The sequence below is a fragment of the Streptomyces sp. NPDC042638 genome, from assembly GCF_040647235.1.
In the GTDB taxonomy this organism is placed as follows: Bacteria; Actinomycetota; Actinomycetes; order Streptomycetales; family Streptomycetaceae; genus Streptomyces; species Streptomyces rameus.
Map to the genome: position 1 here is coordinate 65,499 of NZ_JBEZBT010000018.1, position 14,585 is coordinate 80,083.

General features: G+C 73.2%; 13 protein-coding genes. 3 read left to right on the plus strand and 10 right to left on the minus strand.

Annotated features, from left to right (window positions below):
* Positions 1–13: 13 nt before the first annotated feature.
* Complete coding sequence (locus tag AB0B40_RS17160) at positions 14–1,177, plus strand: exonuclease SbcCD subunit D (protein WP_345054188.1); 1,164 nt, start codon at positions 14–16, stop codon at positions 1,175–1,177.
* Positions 1,174–4,164, plus strand: coding sequence for an SMC family ATPase (locus AB0B40_RS17165; protein WP_362264289.1), 2,991 nt, complete (start codon positions 1,174–1,176; stop codon positions 4,162–4,164). The genes AB0B40_RS17160 and AB0B40_RS17165 overlap by 4 nt, the downstream gene beginning before the upstream one ends.
* 55 nt (positions 4,165–4,219) lie before the next feature.
* Here AB0B40_RS17165 and AB0B40_RS17170 read toward each other — a convergent pair whose 3' ends face one another.
* The 6 genes from AB0B40_RS17170 to AB0B40_RS17195 form a co-directional block, all read right to left on the minus strand.
* A complete protein-coding gene (locus AB0B40_RS17170; RefSeq protein ID WP_345054193.1) occupies positions 4,220–5,098 on the minus strand; it encodes an EamA family transporter in 879 nt (292 codons plus the stop codon).
* A gap of 159 nt (positions 5,099–5,257) precedes the next feature.
* Positions 5,258–6,346 carry a hypothetical protein gene (locus AB0B40_RS17175; protein ID WP_362264290.1) on the minus strand — a complete coding sequence of 363 codons (1,089 nt, stop codon included), beginning with the start codon at positions 6,344–6,346 and terminating at the stop codon, positions 5,258–5,260.
* Positions 6,343–7,098, minus strand: coding sequence for a TauD/TfdA family dioxygenase (locus AB0B40_RS17180; protein WP_362264292.1), 756 nt, complete (start codon positions 7,096–7,098; stop codon positions 6,343–6,345). The genes AB0B40_RS17175 and AB0B40_RS17180 overlap by 4 nt, the downstream gene beginning before the upstream one ends.
* Before the next feature lie 64 nt (positions 7,099–7,162).
* Complete coding sequence (locus AB0B40_RS17185) at positions 7,163–8,548, minus strand: DUF6002 family protein (protein ID WP_362264294.1); 1,386 nt, start codon at positions 8,546–8,548, stop codon at positions 7,163–7,165.
* 126 nt (positions 8,549–8,674) lie between these two features.
* On the minus strand, positions 8,675–9,094 hold the full coding sequence (gene panD / locus AB0B40_RS17190) for an aspartate 1-decarboxylase (protein WP_345054201.1): 420 nt from the start codon (positions 9,092–9,094) through the stop codon (positions 8,675–8,677).
* 246 nt (positions 9,095–9,340) lie between these two features.
* Positions 9,341–9,787, minus strand: coding sequence for an Lrp/AsnC family transcriptional regulator (locus AB0B40_RS17195; RefSeq protein ID WP_362264296.1), 447 nt, complete (start codon positions 9,785–9,787; stop codon positions 9,341–9,343).
* Positions 9,788–9,881: 94 nt separating this feature from the next.
* Between AB0B40_RS17195 and AB0B40_RS17200 the strand changes: the two genes are divergently transcribed.
* Positions 9,882–10,358: a rhodanese-like domain-containing protein gene (locus AB0B40_RS17200; protein WP_362264298.1), complete on the plus strand. Its 477-nt coding sequence runs from the start codon at positions 9,882–9,884 to the stop codon at positions 10,356–10,358.
* Between the two features lie 210 nt (positions 10,359–10,568).
* On the opposite strand, the gene AB0B40_RS17205 is transcribed toward AB0B40_RS17200, so the two are convergent.
* The 4 genes from AB0B40_RS17205 to AB0B40_RS17220 form a co-directional block, all read right to left on the minus strand.
* On the minus strand, positions 10,569–11,801 hold the full coding sequence (locus tag AB0B40_RS17205) for a cytochrome P450 (protein WP_362264300.1): 1,233 nt from the start codon (positions 11,799–11,801) through the stop codon (positions 10,569–10,571).
* A 30-nt stretch (positions 11,802–11,831) separates the two neighbouring features.
* Positions 11,832–13,223: an FAD/NAD(P)-binding oxidoreductase gene (locus tag AB0B40_RS17210; protein WP_345054210.1), complete on the minus strand. Its 1,392-nt coding sequence runs from the start codon at positions 13,221–13,223 to the stop codon at positions 11,832–11,834.
* Positions 13,213–13,458, minus strand: a complete 246-nt coding sequence (locus tag AB0B40_RS17215) for a ferredoxin (RefSeq protein WP_345054212.1) — start codon at positions 13,456–13,458, stop codon at positions 13,213–13,215. Before AB0B40_RS17215 ends, AB0B40_RS17210 begins: the two co-directional genes overlap by 11 nt.
* 161 nt (positions 13,459–13,619) lie before the next feature.
* Positions 13,620–14,297, minus strand: a complete 678-nt coding sequence (locus AB0B40_RS17220; RefSeq protein WP_345054214.1) for a hypothetical protein — start codon at positions 14,295–14,297, stop codon at positions 13,620–13,622.
* Positions 14,298–14,585 lie beyond the last annotated feature (288 nt).

A 14,585-nucleotide genomic window follows, 5' to 3' on the forward strand; every position in this document is an offset into this window, starting at 1 on the left:
AGTCTCGGGGCCCATGAGACTGCTGCACACGTCCGACTGGCATCTCGGCCGGGCCTTCCACCGGGCGAACCTGCTCGGGGCCCAGGCCGAGTTCATCGGTCACCTCGTCACCACCGTGCGTGAGCGCGAGGTGGACGCGGTGGTCGTGTCGGGCGATGTGTACGACCGTGCGGTGCCCCCGCTCGCCGCGGTCGAGCTGTTCGACACCGCCCTGCACCGCCTCGCGGATCTCGGCGTGCCCACGGTGATGATCTCCGGCAACCACGACTCGGCCCGCCGTCTCGGCGTCGGCGCCGGACTCATCGACCGCGCGGGCATCCACCTGCGCACCGAACCGGCCGCCGCCGGCACCCCGGTGGTCCTGGCCGACGCCCACGGAGACGTCGCCTTCTACGGGCTGCCGTACCTCGAACCGGCCCTGGTGAAGGACGAGTTCGCCGTCGACAAGGCAGGTCATGAGGCCGTCCTCGGCGCCGCCATGGACCGCGTCCGCGCCGACCTCGCCACGCGCGCGCGGGGCACGCGTTCCGTCGTCCTCGCCCACGCCTTCGTCACCGGCGGCCAGGCCAGCGACAGCGAGCGGGACATCACCGTGGGCGGAGTGGCCGCCGTACCGGCCGGGATCTTCGACGGCGTCGACTACGTCGCGCTCGGCCATCTGCACGGCTGTCAGACCATCACCGACCGCGTGCGCTACTCCGGCTCACCCCTCGCCTACTCGTTCTCCGAGACCGACCACCGCAAGAGCATGTGGCTGGTCGACCTGGACGCGGCCGGCTCGGTCACCGCGGAACGCCTCGACTGCCCGGTGCCGCGCCCGCTCGCCCGTATCCGGGGCACCCTGGAAGACCTCCTCGCCGACCCCGGGCTGGCCCGCCACGAGGACGCCTGGGTCGAGGCCACCCTCACCGACCCGGTCCGCCCGGCCGACCCCATGGCCCGGCTCACCGAGCGCTACCCGCACACCCTCAGCCTGGTCTTCGCGCCCGAGCGGGCCCCGGACGACCCCCGGTCGTCGTACGCCCGGCGGCTCGCGGACCGCAGCGACCACCAGATCGCCCAGGACTTCGTCGCCCATGTGCGCGGCGCCGGACCCGACGAGCACGAGGCGGCCGTGCTGCGCGAGGCGTTCGACGCCGTCCGCGCCGACCACGCCGTGCGGGAGGTGTCCCGATGAGGCTGCACCGGCTCGACATCACCGCCTTCGGGCCCTTCGGCGGCTCCCAGAGCGTCGACTTCGACGCGCTGTCCGCCGCCGGGCTGTTCCTGCTGCACGGCCCGACCGGCGCGGGCAAGACCTCCGTCCTGGACGCCGTCTGCTACGCCCTCTACGGCTCCGTCCCCGGCGCCCGGCAGAGCAACCAGGGCATGAACCTGCGCAGCGACCACGCCGAGAGGGGCACCCGCACCGAGGTCCGCCTCGAACTCACCGTCGCCGGACGGCGGCTGGAGATCACCCGGCAGCCCCCCTGGGAGCGGCCCAAGCTGCGGGGCAGGGGCACGACGGTCGACAAGGCCCAGACCTGGCTGCGCGAGTACGACGCCACAGCCGGCTCCTGGAAGGACGTCAGCCGCTCCCACCAGGAGATCGGCACCGAGGTCGAGCAGCTGCTCGGCATGAGCCGCGAGCAGTTCTGCCAGGTCGTCCTGCTGCCCCAGGGCGACTTCGCGCGCTTCCTGCGCGCCAACGCCGAGGCCCGGGGCGATCTGCTCGGCCGGCTCTTCGACACCCGGCGCTTCGCCGACGTCGAGAAGCGCCTCGCCGAACGCCGCCGAGCCACCGAGGCACGCGTGCGCGAGGGCGACGCGGCCCTGCTCGCCGACGCCCACCGCATGCAGCAGGAGGCCGGCGACGCCATGGAGCTGCCCGAGCTGGCCCCCGGTGACCCGGGCCTGGCCGAGACCGTGCTCGGCGCCGCCGCCGTCGCCCGCAGCACCGCCCGGGAACGCCTCACCGTCGCCCACTGCCGCCTCGCCGCCGCCGAGTCCGCCCACGCGGCGGCCCGGCGCGGCCTGGACGAGGCACGCGAACTCGCCCGTCTGCAAAGCAGGTTCGCCGAGGCCCGGCAGCGCGCCGAGCGCCTCCGGGAGCGGTCCGGCGCCCACCGGGAGGCGCGGGAGCGTATGGAGCGGGCCCGCAAGGCGGAGACGGTCGCGCCCGCGCTGGAGCTGCGGGAGGACGCCGACGCCGAGCACCGCCGGGCCGCCGCGGCCGAGACACGCGCGCGCGGAATGCTCCCCGGCTCCCACGCCGACGACGGCGCGAGCGGACTCGCCGCCGCCGCCCGCCGGTCCGCCGAGGAACTGGGCGGCCTCGACGCGGCCCGGCGCGCCGAACGCCGGCTCGACGAACTCGCCGAGGAGCGGGCCGGACTCGACCGGCAGGAGCGCGCCGACGAGGACGTCCTGCGCGAGGCCGACACCTGGCTCGCCGGCTGGGACGGCACCCGTACGGCCATCCAGACCCGCGTCGACTCCGCCCAGGAGGCCGCCACCCGCGCCGAGCAGCTAGCCGTCCAGCGCGCGCCCATGCAGCGGCGCCTGGACGCCGCCCGCACCCGTGACCGGCTCGCCGCCGACCTCGAACAGGCCCAGCGGCGCGCGCGTGCCTCGCAGCAGCACGCGCTCGACACCCGCGCCCACTGGCTCGACGTCAAGGAACAGCGGCTGAACGGCATCGCCGCCGAACTCGCCGCCCACCTCACCGACGGTGAGCCCTGCGCCGTCTGCGGAGCCACCCGACACCCCGCACCCGCGCGCAGGGTCGCCGGACACGTGGACCGGGAAACCGAGGACGCGGCCCTCGCCGCCCACCAGCGGGCCGAGGAGCAGCACACCGAGGACGAGCGGCGCCTCGGCGTGGTCCGCGAGGCCCTGGCCGCCGCCACCGCCGAGGCCGGTGACACGCCCACCGCCCGGCTCGCCGCCGAGGCCGGCGAACTGGAGCAGGAGTACGCCCGCGCCCGCCGCGGGGCCTCCGCCCTGCACGCCGCCCAGGAGGAGCTGCGGCGGGCCGAGCAGGAGCGCGAGCAGCGCCTCGCCGACCGCCAGCAGGCCGCCGTACGCGCCGCCTCCCGGCTCACCCGCCGTGACACCATGGAGCGTGAACAGGCCCAGCTCCGCGCCGAGTTGGTGCAGGCACGGGGCAGTGCCGACAGCGTGGCCGCGCGCGCCGCGCAGCTGGAGCGGCAGACGGCACTGCTCACCGAGGCCGCCGACGCCGTACGGGCCGCCGAGGATGCCGCCCAGCGGCTGAAGGACGCCGACGCCCGGCTCGCCGACGCCGCCTACCGGGCGGGCTTCGACACCCCGCAGGCCGCCGCCGCGGCCCTGCTGGACCCGGCCGCCCACCGCGAGCTGCAGCACCGCCTGGACGCCTGGCAGCAGGAGGACGCCGCCGTACGCGCGGTCCTCGCCGAGGCGGACACGGCGGCAGCCGCCGAGCAGCCCCCCGCCGACCTGACCGCGGCCGAGCGCACGGCGGCCACCGCGGACCGCCGGCTGCGCGAGGCCGCCTCCGCGCGCGACGCCGCCGCCCGCTGCCGCACCGAACTGGACCGCCTCTCCGCACGGGCCGCCGAGGCGGTACGACGGCTCGCCCCGCTGCGCGAGGAGTACGACCGGGTGGCCCGGCTCGCCGCCCTCGCCGCGGGCACCTCCGCCGACAACGAACGCAGGATGCGACTGGAGTCGTACGTCCTGGCGGCCCGTCTCGAACAGGTCGCCGCCGCCGCGACCGTCCGCCTCCAGCGCATGTCGTCGGGCCGCTACACCCTCGTCCACTCCGACGACCGCACCGGACGCGGACGCAGTGGGCTCGGGCTGCACGTGGTGGACGCCTGGACCGGCCGGGAACGGGACACGGCCACCCTGTCCGGCGGCGAGACCTTCTTCGCCTCCCTCGCCCTCGCTCTCGGCCTCGCCGACGTCGTCACCGACGAGGCGGGCGGCGTCCGGCTGGACACCCTCTTCATCGACGAGGGCTTCGGCAGTCTGGACGACCAGACCTTGGACGAGGTGTTGGACGTCCTCGACTCCCTCCGTGAACGCGACCGCAGCGTCGGCATCGTCAGCCACGTCCCCGACCTGCGCCGCCGCATCCACGCCCAACTGGAGGTCGTCAAGAGCAGAACGGGCTCGGCGCTGCGGCAGCGGGGGGTCTGAGGGCTCGCCGATGCATCGCCGTCCGGCGGGCGCTCGTGGATACGCCGGGGCGTGTTCACGGGTCGGGCGTGGTGGCCGGTGAGCGGACCGCATCGGTGTCGGCGTCGTCGCGTTGTCTGCCGCGGTCGCTCCGGGTGGCACCGATGGATGCCAGTGCCACGGCTGTGACGCCGAGCCACTGCGGCACGGTGAGGTGCTGGTCCAGGAGGAGAAGTCCGATCAGCGCGCCGATGGCCGGTTCGAGGCTCGTGAGCACGCCGAAGACCCGCGGGGAGAGTCTGCGCAGCGCTTCGAGCTGGAAGGAGTAGGGCAGGACGCTGGACAGGATCGCCACGGCGGCGGCCAGGGCCAGGGTGGCCGGGGCGAACAGCCGTGTCCCCGCCTGGGCGATGCCGTACGGGAGGCTCAGCAGGGCGCCCCAGGACACCGCCAGTGCGAGACCGCGGCCGTCGGGAATACGGTCGGCGAGGCGTTTGCCGACCAGGATGTAGCCGCCCCAGCAGCAGCCGGCCAGGGCGGCGAACCCCAGGCCCTCGGCGTCGAGACGGGAGCCTGTGGCGCTGAGCAGCACCACGCCCGTGGCGGCGAGGCAGGCCCACAGCAGGTCGGCCGCGCGGCGGGAGCCGACCGCGGCGATCAGGAAGGGCCCCGTGAACTCCACGGTGGTGGCGGCACCAAGCGGCAGGCGGTCGACGGCCTCGTAGTAGCTGAGGTGGTGTACGGCGAGGAGGGTGCCGGCACCGATCAGGACGGCCCAGGTGGTCTTGTCCCACCGCAGTCCCGGGCGCCAGAGGGCGATCAGCACGACGGCGGCGATGAGCAGCCGCAGGCTCACCACTCCGGCCGGGCCGACGGCCGGGTAGAGGCGGGTGGTGAGCGCCGCACCGCCCTGCAGTCCTACGACCCCGCCGATGACGAGTCCGGGGGCCGGCACGGCACCCAGCCCCCGGACGATCCACGCCGCCGCGCTGCCGTGACGGCCGTTCTGCTGAGTGATCTTCGCTCTCCTTCGAATCGTCGGTGCGGGGGTGTGCGGCGGGCGGCGGGCGGCGGGCCGGGATCCGGTCGGTCGGCAAAGTCCCCGGGCAGGTCGTCAGGCCGGCGTCGCCCGCAAGGTGTCACGCAGGTCGAGCAGTTGGCCGGTCAGCTCCCGAACGCTGTCGGTGGGTCGTCCCGCGCAGTCGCCCGGCAGGTGACCGGCGAGCGCGGAGGCGGCTCGTGGGCCGAGGTGGATCCGGCCGGAGGGGGTGACGACGACACCGTCGAGACCGGCCATGCGCTGCTGCCAGGCGATCGCCTCCTTTCTCGTGATGCCGTGCGGCAGGTCGAGGGTGATCTGCCGGTCGCGGACGCGGACCGGATAGCCGCCGGGGAGGCCCAGGGGGCCGGGGAGATCGGCGTACGTCTCGGCTCCGGCGGCCAGCCGGGCCAGGAAGAGTGCCGCGGTGTGCCCGGTGACCGCGTTCAACTCCTCCCGGCCGCAGGCGCGGTGCGCGGCGAGCAGCCGGCCCACGTCCTGCACCGGCTGGTCGTCCAGCCAGGCCCGCACCTCGTGGTGCGGGTCGGCCGGTGCGTGCAGATGGCTGTGGTGCGCGAGCACCCGGAGCCGTACCCCGGCGCGCGGCCGCAGTACGGCGCGGAGTGCGGCCGCGAGGGTCGCCACGTTGCCGACCCCGCACGCCACCGGGATCCCTTCGGCGTGCAGCACGGGGTTGACCGCGTCCGGGTAGCAGGCGTTGACGAACACCGCCGGGACGCCGGCGCTCCGGACCGCGCAGGCCACCTCGCGGGCCAGGACGGCGTGGAGCGGCAGCGCCAGCCCGAAGCCCGCCTCGGACAGCAGGCGGGTCCAGCCGGACGGCGCGTGGGCCGCCTCCCACGGGGACTGCACCGACGCGCAGTTGACCACGACCCGCGGCGCGATGCGTCGCAGCAGCCCCGCCATCGCGTCCCGGTCGCGGGCGTCGACCGCGGTGGCACGGAAGCGGGTGGCAGCCGAGGAGGCCGCCGCACGCGCGTCGGCGATGCACGCGATCTCCTGCGCCGCGGTTTCGTTCCGGGCCAGCACGGTCACCGTGCGGGGCGGCGGATCGGCGGCGACGGCCAGGGAGTAGCAGATGCTCCGGGCCAGCGAGCCACTGCCGACCACCGCGATGTCCCGGTCGGGTGCGGTGGTGGTCATGGCGTGGGCCGGTGCGCGATCTGGATGCGCCGCAGGTGCCGCCCGGTGTCGGTGAACGCGTTGCGTGCGTGCAGCATGCGCCAGTTGTCGAAGACGAGCATGTCGCGGCGTTCGTACTGGACGGCCACGTGGTGGCGTTCGAAGTATTCCCTGGCGTCGGCGAGCAGCGGGCCGACGATGTCTTCGTCGTCGCCGCGTACCAGGTTGTTGAAGGAGTAGCGCACGATGAGCCCGTCCGGGTGCTCTTCGAGCACCGGGTGTTCCGGGTGCAGGTCCAGGCCCAGGTGGCGCATCGCGTCGGTGGTCTCCCACGCGAAGACGCGCTCGCACAGGTAGGCGCGGTCCGCCTCGCCGAGGGTCTCGCTCCAGGCGCGTGCGTCGGCGAGCGTGGTTTCGCCTCCCGCACCGGTGTTGGGCCTCTCGCACCACAGTGCGAGGTACCGCGGGGGCAGTCCCTCGAAGTCGTAACCTTCGGAGTGCGGGTAGAGCGGCTTGGTGTTCCCGGCGTGATAGAACTCCTCCATTCCCGGCTCCGGGGTGACATCGCCGACGAGCACACCGGTGTACTGCGGGACGAAGTCACCCAGGCGCTTGCAGAAGGCCACCGGGTCGAAGGTGTCGGGGACGTTGCACATGAACACGTAGCCGTGGCGTTCCATGAGGCCGCGGAAGCTCTTCCACAGCAGATCGTCCGCCAGCGGCGCGCCGTTGAAGTCGGTCAGGGACAGCAGGCTGTCGGGCTGCCTGGTCATGGTCCTCGCCTTTCCGGTGCTCAGGGGGAGGGCCGGTGGTCCGGCCGAAGGATGTGCGCCGCGCTCAGCGGCCGTCGGCGGCGCGTGCGGCTTCCTCGACGTGTGCCGCCAACTCCTCGACGTCGGCGGCCGCGAGCCGGTGACCGGCGGGCAGCGGGCGGTAGTCCTGTTCGCCGTAGCTGCCGGAACCGTGGACGAGCACGTCCTCGCTGTCCGGGAGCAGGCCGCGGTCGGCGGCGTTGAGCGTTCCGGTCACCGCCATCACCAGCGACCACTCCCGCAGCCTGCGCGGGTCCGCGGGCAGTGCGACGTCGGCGTCGGAGAGGAGGGCCCGCACCTCCCCGTAGCGGCTGATGCACTCCTGCAGGGAGACGACGATCCCGCCTCCGCCCTGGGTGGCGATGATCGGGTCCATCTGGGCCGAGGTGACGGGCCGCCGGGTGTAGAAGGTGGGGTCCAGGTGCTCGTCGGGATCGTAGGTGGTCGCCGGGAAGTGCGGATCCTGGTCCTGGCGGTACAGGCCGGTGGTCGGATCCAGCTCGTAGGCGGGCAGTTCGGCGCGGTCGTGCGTGCCGTGGCGCAGGCTCAGCACCATGTCGGGGGTGCCGAGGTGCTGGACGAGGAAGTAGCGGGCCCGGGGCGGGGCCGACCGGCCGTCCCGGGCGATGATCTGGTGCCCCAGGTGGTGGCCGAGGAGCCCGAAGGCGCTGGAGACGGAGTGCACATGAGTGCGCGCGGACTGGTCGGCGGGCAGCAGATCGCGTTCGGCGAAGGCACGGACCATGTCCGCGGCACGGTAGTTGTCCAGGCCCAGCGTGTACCAGACGCGGACTCCGTGCTGTCGGTGGAGGCGCTCGGCGTGACCGGTGGCGAAGGCGGTCGCGAGGTCCTTCACCGACGCCGGCTCCGCGCACTCGTGCACCACCAGCGGATTGCGGCGGCGCAGCGAGGCGTCCTCGCTGAGGGGCGACGACCACAGCTTGCCGGTGGAACCGGCCGGCACGACGCTGGTGATCTGCAGCTGGCCGGCTGTCACCAGCCCGGAGGCGATGGCGCGGTGGACGGCGTCGCGCAGCGCGGTGGCTTTGTTCGCCGACGACGGGGTGACGATCATGATGCGATCGCCGGTCTCGGCGATGTGGCGTACGGCGCGGGCCACGATGGTCAGTGACGCGAGGGTCTTCGTGGTCCGGGTCGCCGGGTTGCGCATCAGGTCCAGCAAGCGCAACCGATGACCGCGGTACCGGGGGAGCTCGGTGACGGCGATGTCCGACGCCGAGAAGAACTCCTCGAGGGCGGGACCCGGCTCGGGTAGCCGGAAGGCGGGCGAGAAGGCCTCGCCGGCGGCGCGGTGGTGTTCGAGGACGGCCAGTGCCTGGCCCAACTCGGCGTGGTAGTGGGTGAGGGCGTTCTTCAGGACCGTCGTCGGTGCGGAAAGCGTGGCGGCCAATGCGTTCCCGTTCGTTGGCAGGGGCGGGGAGCGGAAGGAGTGAGGCATCGGTACGGAGCCGGCGGCGGAGCTCCGCCGCCGGTGCCGGGCCCCGGGACCGGTGCTCCGGTCCGGGGCCCGGTGCGGTCAGGCGCCTGCCACCTGGTCGCCGCGGATCAGGCCGCTTCCCGGCGGCACTTCGGCAGGGTCACCGCCGAAGCCGGTGATCTTGTTGTTTGCGTCCACGAAGACGACCTTGGGGACGAACTCCTCGGCTTCCTCGGGAGTCACCGAGGCGTACGACACGAGCAGCACGATGTCCCCGACTTGCGCCTGCCGGGCGGAGGGCCCGTTCACTCCGATGACGCCGGAGCCCCTCGGGCCCTCGATCACGTAGGTCGACAAACGGGCTCCGTTGGTCACGTTGACCAGGTCGATCTTCTCGTGGCGCCGGATCCCGGCAGCTTCCATCAGGTCCGCGTCGATGGTGATGGACCCGACGTAGTTCAGGTGCGACTGAGTGACGGTGGCGCGGTGGATCTTGGCTTTGAGCGTCTCGAAATACACGGCGGCCCTTCGCTGATGCGTCCTGTGATGCAGTGATCTCGGTGTCGCGACAGCCAGAAGAGTGGCATGAGCAAATGCTCGTCACAAGACGAGATGATCAACGAATTCCATAGGTAAACCCAGGTTTGAACGACGTGAACCGCAGCTTGCGGCGAGGTGTGCGCGTCCGGGCCCCATGCGGTTTCCGTGGCGCGCGCCACCATCCAAAGCGTGGCTTTGTGCTTCCTTTGCTCGCGGCCTGGCGGCCTAGCGGCCCAGTGGGCGGCGGGGCAGGGGGGAGGAGTACACGACGCTGGTGGTCACCGAGCCCAGTGCGCCGATCTTTCCCGAGACCCGCTCCAGATGGGACATCGACCGCGCGGCGACCTTGATGACGAAGCAGTCGTCGCCCGTGACGTGGTGCGCCTCCAGGATCTCGGGCGTCGCCGAGACCAGGTCGTGGAACGGCTTGTAGTTGCCGTGGGGATAGCGCAGCCGCACGAAGGCCAGGATCGGCAGGCCCAGCCGCTCGGGGTCGACCACCGCCGCGTAGCCCTGGATCACGCCCGCCTCCTCCAGCCGCCGGACCCGCTCGGTGACGGCACTGGGCGACATGGACACGGCCCGCGCCAACTCGGCGTAGCTGGCCCGCCCGTCGTGCTGGAGGACCTCGAGGATGCGCCAGTCGGTGGCGTCCGGGGAATACACGGTCATCCCGGATGAATAGCAGGGCAATCCCCGGCGGGACAAGGGCTGGACCGCGGATCGTCCCTTCAGGGAACGGCCTGCGGACCGTAGTTTCTCCGTCATGATCTCCACGACTTCCGAGAACCCCGTCCTGCACGTCGCTCCCGCCGCCCCCGCCGAGGCCGCCGCCTACTTCCGCGCGAGCCTCGCCTTCCACGCCGACGCCTCCGACGTCGCCACCGCGCTCGCGGCCGGCGCAGACCCCGGCTTCGTCGTCGTGGACTCCCGCTCCACCCGGTCCTGGGACCAAGGCCATGTACCGGGCGCCGTCCACCTGCCGACAGCGCTCATCCCCGAACGGGCCGAACAGCTCCTGGACAAGTCCGTGCCGGTGGTGACGTACTGCTGGGGCCCCGGCTGCAACGGAGCCACCCGCGCCGCACTCGCCCTCGCCGAACTGGGCTACCGCGTCAAGGAGATGCTCGGCGGCTTCGAGTACTGGGCGCGCGAGGGCTTCCCCTACGACACCTGGCAGGGCCCGGCGCGCCGGGACGCCGACCCCCTGACGGCGCCCGTGGAAGGCGAGTGCGGCTGCTGAACGACGCCCGTGCCGGATCTCCGCCCGGGACGGAGCGCGAGGCGGCCCGCCGCGCGTGGCCGACCGCACCGCACACCGCCGGGTGCCGCCTCGGCCGGGCACGCACACGGTGCGCGTCGCGTCCATACGGCCGGTGCCCGTGGCCTCGCCCCGTCCGCGGTACGGCTCACCCGGCCCGCGCGCTGACGGGCCGCTCCGCCCGCTCCGTGGTCAGCGCAGTCCCTCGAACGCGATGTCCAGATGCCGGGGTCCGCGCAGTACGGCGTTCGGGCGGTAGGGCGGCGGGTCCTCGACCAGGTGGGGGTTCTCCAGCCGCCGGGCCAGTTCGGACAGTGCCATCTGGGCCTCCAGCCGGGCCAGCGGAGCACCGAAGCAGCTGTGGATGCCGCTGCCGAAGCCGAGGTGCTGGATGTCCCCGCGGTCCGGGTCGAACCGCTCGGGATCCTTGAACCGCTCCGGGTCCCGGTTGCCCGCGGCGAGGACCAGCCAGATCCGCGAGCCCTTCGGGATCGTGACCCCGCGCACCTCGATGTCGGTGATGCAGGTGCGCTGCGGCAGGAGCTGCACCGGCGGTTCGTACCGCAGCAGCTCCTCCACGATGTTGACCGACAGACCCGGGTCCTTCCGCAGCCGAGCGAGGATCTCCGGGTGGCGCAGCAGGGTGAGCATGCCGTTGGTGATCAGGTTGACGGTCGTCTCATGACCGGCGATCAGCAGCAGGACGGTCGTGCTGAGCACCTCCATCATGGCCATGGAGCCGTCCGGACCCCGGCTGTTCACCAGGTCGGACAGCAGGTCGTCACGGGGCTCCTTGGTGCGCTGCTCGACCAGTCCGGCCAGGTACATGCCGAGCTGCATACGCGCTTCCTGCGCCGTCTTCTGCGCGTCGCCGTCGTCCTGGCGCGCGGGGTCGAGGTTCGCGACCAGCGGATCCACCCAGGCACGGAACCGCGGCTCGTCCTCCCTGGGCACCCCGAGCAGCCGGCAGATCACCGTCACCGGGAAGGGGTAGGCGAACTGGTCGACCAGGTCGAACCGGCGGGCGTCCCCGAGCGCGTCGATCAGCTCGGTGACGATCTGCCGCATCTCGCCCCGCATGCTCTCGATCCGCCGTGGCCGGTGCGGTGGTCCGAAGGCGCTGTTGGCGATCCGCCGCAGCCGGTCGTGCTCGGGCGGGTCGAGCCGCAGGAACGACGGCGGCAGACCGCCCGTCTCGTCCGGCTGGCCCAGCTCGTCGTCATCCGGGGCGGACAGGTTGGCGGCGTCCGAGCTGATCCGCGGATCGTGGAGCAGGGCCTTGATGTCGTAGTACGAACTGATGATGTAGGGGCCGTCCTCCTCCTCGTGCAGTACCGGTGTCCTGCGCAGTTCCTGGTACACCGGGTACGGGTTGGCGCGGTTCGCGAAGTCGGTGATCCGGTGCGTCATCGAGGCTTGCGGCATGGCGGGTCCTTGGAGCGTCGGGGGCGGCGGTCAGTGGCGGGAGGGATGGAAGACCAGCTGCTGGTCGGCCGGCGAGTAACCGGTGAGGGTCACCATCGGGCCGTGTGTCGGCAGGGAGGGGTCCGGGAAGTCGGCCGACACCGGTTGCCGGCCCTCGGGACGCCGGTCCATCGTCGGGAACTCCACCGGGAACGGCGCCCCCCGCTCGATCTGCCGCTGGTAGAACTCCAGCCACCGCGTGTTGTCGAAGGTCACGGCGGCCACGACCCGGCCCTTGTACCCGTAGACGCCGACGAACCGGCGCTCGGCCAGCGAACCCTGCGTGATCATGATCTGCTCGCCCATGGGCGGCACCCCGACCGACTTGATGTTCACCCCGAACATCGACGACCAGAACGCGGGCATCCACAGGTGGGGCCGCCGGTCGGCGCCGTGGCAGATCATGTTGTGCGCGGCCGTCTCCGCCTGGGCGACGGCGTTGCCCCAGTGCTCCAGCGACAGGAACTGGTAGCCGAACAGCGCGTGCGGGGAGCGCGCGACGTCGCCCGCCACGAACACGTCGTCCGTGACGATGCCCCGGAAGTCGAAGGCCCGGCAGCCCGCGTCACAGGCGATGCCCCGGGGACCGGCGCCCAGTCCGGACCCGGCCAGCCAGTCGGTGTTGCGCAGCGAACCCAGCGAGACCACGACCACGTCCGCCTCGACGACCGTCTCGTCGGACAGATGCACGGCCCGCACCCTGCCGGCCGTGTCCCCCTCCAGCGAGGTCACCGTGACATGGGTGCGCAGGTCCACGCCGTTCTCGACCGCCAGGTCGGCCGCGACCGCGCCGACGACCCCGCCGAGCGCGCCCACCAGCGGCGCCCCCGCACGTTCCGCCACGGTGACGGCGATGCCCATCTCCCGGCAGGCGGAGGCGACCTCGGAACCGGCGAACCCGGCGCCGATGACGAACACCCGGCGCGGCCCCGCCTTCAACCGCCGCCACAGGTCGGCCGCGTCCTCCCGCGTGCGCAGCACACACACGCCGTCCAGCCGGGCCTCCTCCTCCTTCGGCCACGGCCGGGCCCGGACGCCGGTGGCGATGAGCAGCCGGTCGTACTCCACCTCGTCCCCGTCGGCCAGCCGGACCCGCCTGGCCGTCAGGTCCAGACCCGTCGCCGCCACCCCGAGGCGCCACTTGGCGTCGATCTCCCAGCGGTGGGGCAGCTCGGTGTGGTTCGGGGACGCCATGCCCAGCAGGACGGACTTCGACAGGGGCGGCCGGTCGTACGGCTCGTGCGGCTCGTCACCGATCAGGGTCAGCTCACCGGCGAAGCCCTCGGCGCGTAGCGTCTCGGCGGCCCGCAGGCCGGCCAGCGAGGCGCCCACGACCACGATCCGGCCCTCGCGCCTGAGCCATTCCAGCTGGTCAGCGGCCATCGGACGCCTCCTGCGCGGAACCGGCCGCCGATCCCCGCGCGCCGTCCAGACCGTCGGCGGTGATCGCCTGCACCGGACAGGCGGCGACCGCACGCGCCAGCCGTTCCCGCTGCTCCTCGTCCGCGCGCGGGTTGTAGATCAGCGACTCCTCGCCGTGCATGGCGAAGACGTCGGGCGCGAGGAACGCGCACTGCGCGTACCCCTGACACTTGTTGAGATCGACAACGAGCCTCATCGACGCTCCGCTCTCTCGGTGGCCAGGTCCGGTGCGCGCCCACGCGGCTGGTGCGGGCGGCTCCGGACGGCGGTCTTCCCCCGTCCGCCAGCATGCGAGTGCGGGCGGGCCGCCCGCGCGCCGGGCACGCCGATCGAGTGAGCGCCCGCCGTGGGCGGCCGTCATCCGGCCGCCGCCGGCCGGGGGCGGTTACGGCGGCCGGCCGTGAGGATGTGCAGACTCAGCAGGAGCGACCACGCCGGGAAGACGAGTTCCGCCCAGTGCACGTTCGACGAGACGAAGAGCAGCGTCAGCGCGCTGAGAAAGCCCACGATCGTGAGCCAGCGCGGCAGGACGCCGAGACGGTGGCCGATGACCGACATGGAGGAGACGAAGACCGCCGCCATCCGCATGGCGTACCCCGTCATCAGCGTGTACGCGAGGTGACGGCCGAAGTCCCAGGCCGCCGGCGCCGGCAGCGTGCCCGTCGGGTGGGACACAGCGAGCACGGCGCTCGCCGCGGCGGCGGCGCCGAACAACATGGCGGTGAAGACCAGCCCGCTGCCCAGGAAGACGGTGGAGAGGAACTTGTCCTCGACCGCGCCGACGTGCGCGCGTACCGCGCCGATGAACCACAGGAAGAAGATGCCGGCGAACGGCACGAGCGCGAGGGCCGCCCGCAGCGCGTCACGCCGTCCGGGGTCCGTGAACGCCTGGACGGTGGCCGCGTCGGCCCCTTCCGGAATCCCCAGCCTGACCAGGATGATCATCGCCGCCAGGAGCAGCGCGAAGACGACTCCGGCGAGCCCCGCGGCGCGCGGTCTCTCCAGCGCCTCCTGTCCCGGCGACTTCTCCCGCATGCCCGGCCCGCCTCTCCGCAATCGGCCCCCGGGCACCAGCTAGCCGCCCGCGCCGCGCCCGCGCCACCCGGAGACGGCCGGACGGCCGAGCGAACCCCGGCCCGGCCACGGTCCTGCCGACCACGGGCCGCCCGGTTACCGGCCACCTGACCACCGGCCGCCCGGCCATGGGCCGCCCGGCCCCCTGGTTACCGGCCACGGGCCGCCTGGTCACCGGCCATGGGCCACGGGCTGCCTGGTCACCGGCCATGGGCCACGGGCTGCCTGGTCACCGGCCATGGGCCACGG

Bases quoted from the DNA above. Each gene is read 5' to 3' on its own strand.
- AB0B40_RS17160 (WP_345054188.1), top strand. From the start codon at position 14: ATGAGACTGCTGCACACGTCCGACTGGCATCTCGGCCGGGCCTTCCAC.
- AB0B40_RS17200 (WP_362264298.1), top strand. From the start codon at position 9,882: ATGATCTCCACGACTTCCGAGAACCCCGTCCTGCACGTCGCTCCCGCC.
- AB0B40_RS17215 (WP_345054212.1), bottom strand. From the start codon at position 13,458: ATGAGGCTCGTTGTCGATCTCAACAAGTGTCAGGGGTACGCGCAGTGC.
- AB0B40_RS17180 (WP_362264292.1), bottom strand. From the start codon at position 7,098: ATGACCAGGCAGCCCGACAGCCTGCTGTCCCTGACCGACTTCAACGGC.
- AB0B40_RS17165 (WP_362264289.1), top strand. From the start codon at position 1,174: ATGAGGCTGCACCGGCTCGACATCACCGCCTTCGGGCCCTTCGGCGGC.
- AB0B40_RS17175 (WP_362264290.1), bottom strand. From the start codon at position 6,346: ATGACCACCACCGCACCCGACCGGGACATCGCGGTGGTCGGCAGTGGC.
- AB0B40_RS17195 (WP_362264296.1), bottom strand. From the start codon at position 9,787: ATGACCGTGTATTCCCCGGACGCCACCGACTGGCGCATCCTCGAGGTC.
- AB0B40_RS17205 (WP_362264300.1), bottom strand. From the start codon at position 11,801: ATGCCGCAAGCCTCGATGACGCACCGGATCACCGACTTCGCGAACCGC.
- AB0B40_RS17210 (WP_345054210.1), bottom strand. From the start codon at position 13,223: ATGGCCGCTGACCAGCTGGAATGGCTCAGGCGCGAGGGCCGGATCGTG.
- AB0B40_RS17220 (WP_345054214.1), bottom strand. From the start codon at position 14,297: ATGCGGGAGAAGTCGCCGGGACAGGAGGCGCTGGAGAGACCGCGCGCC.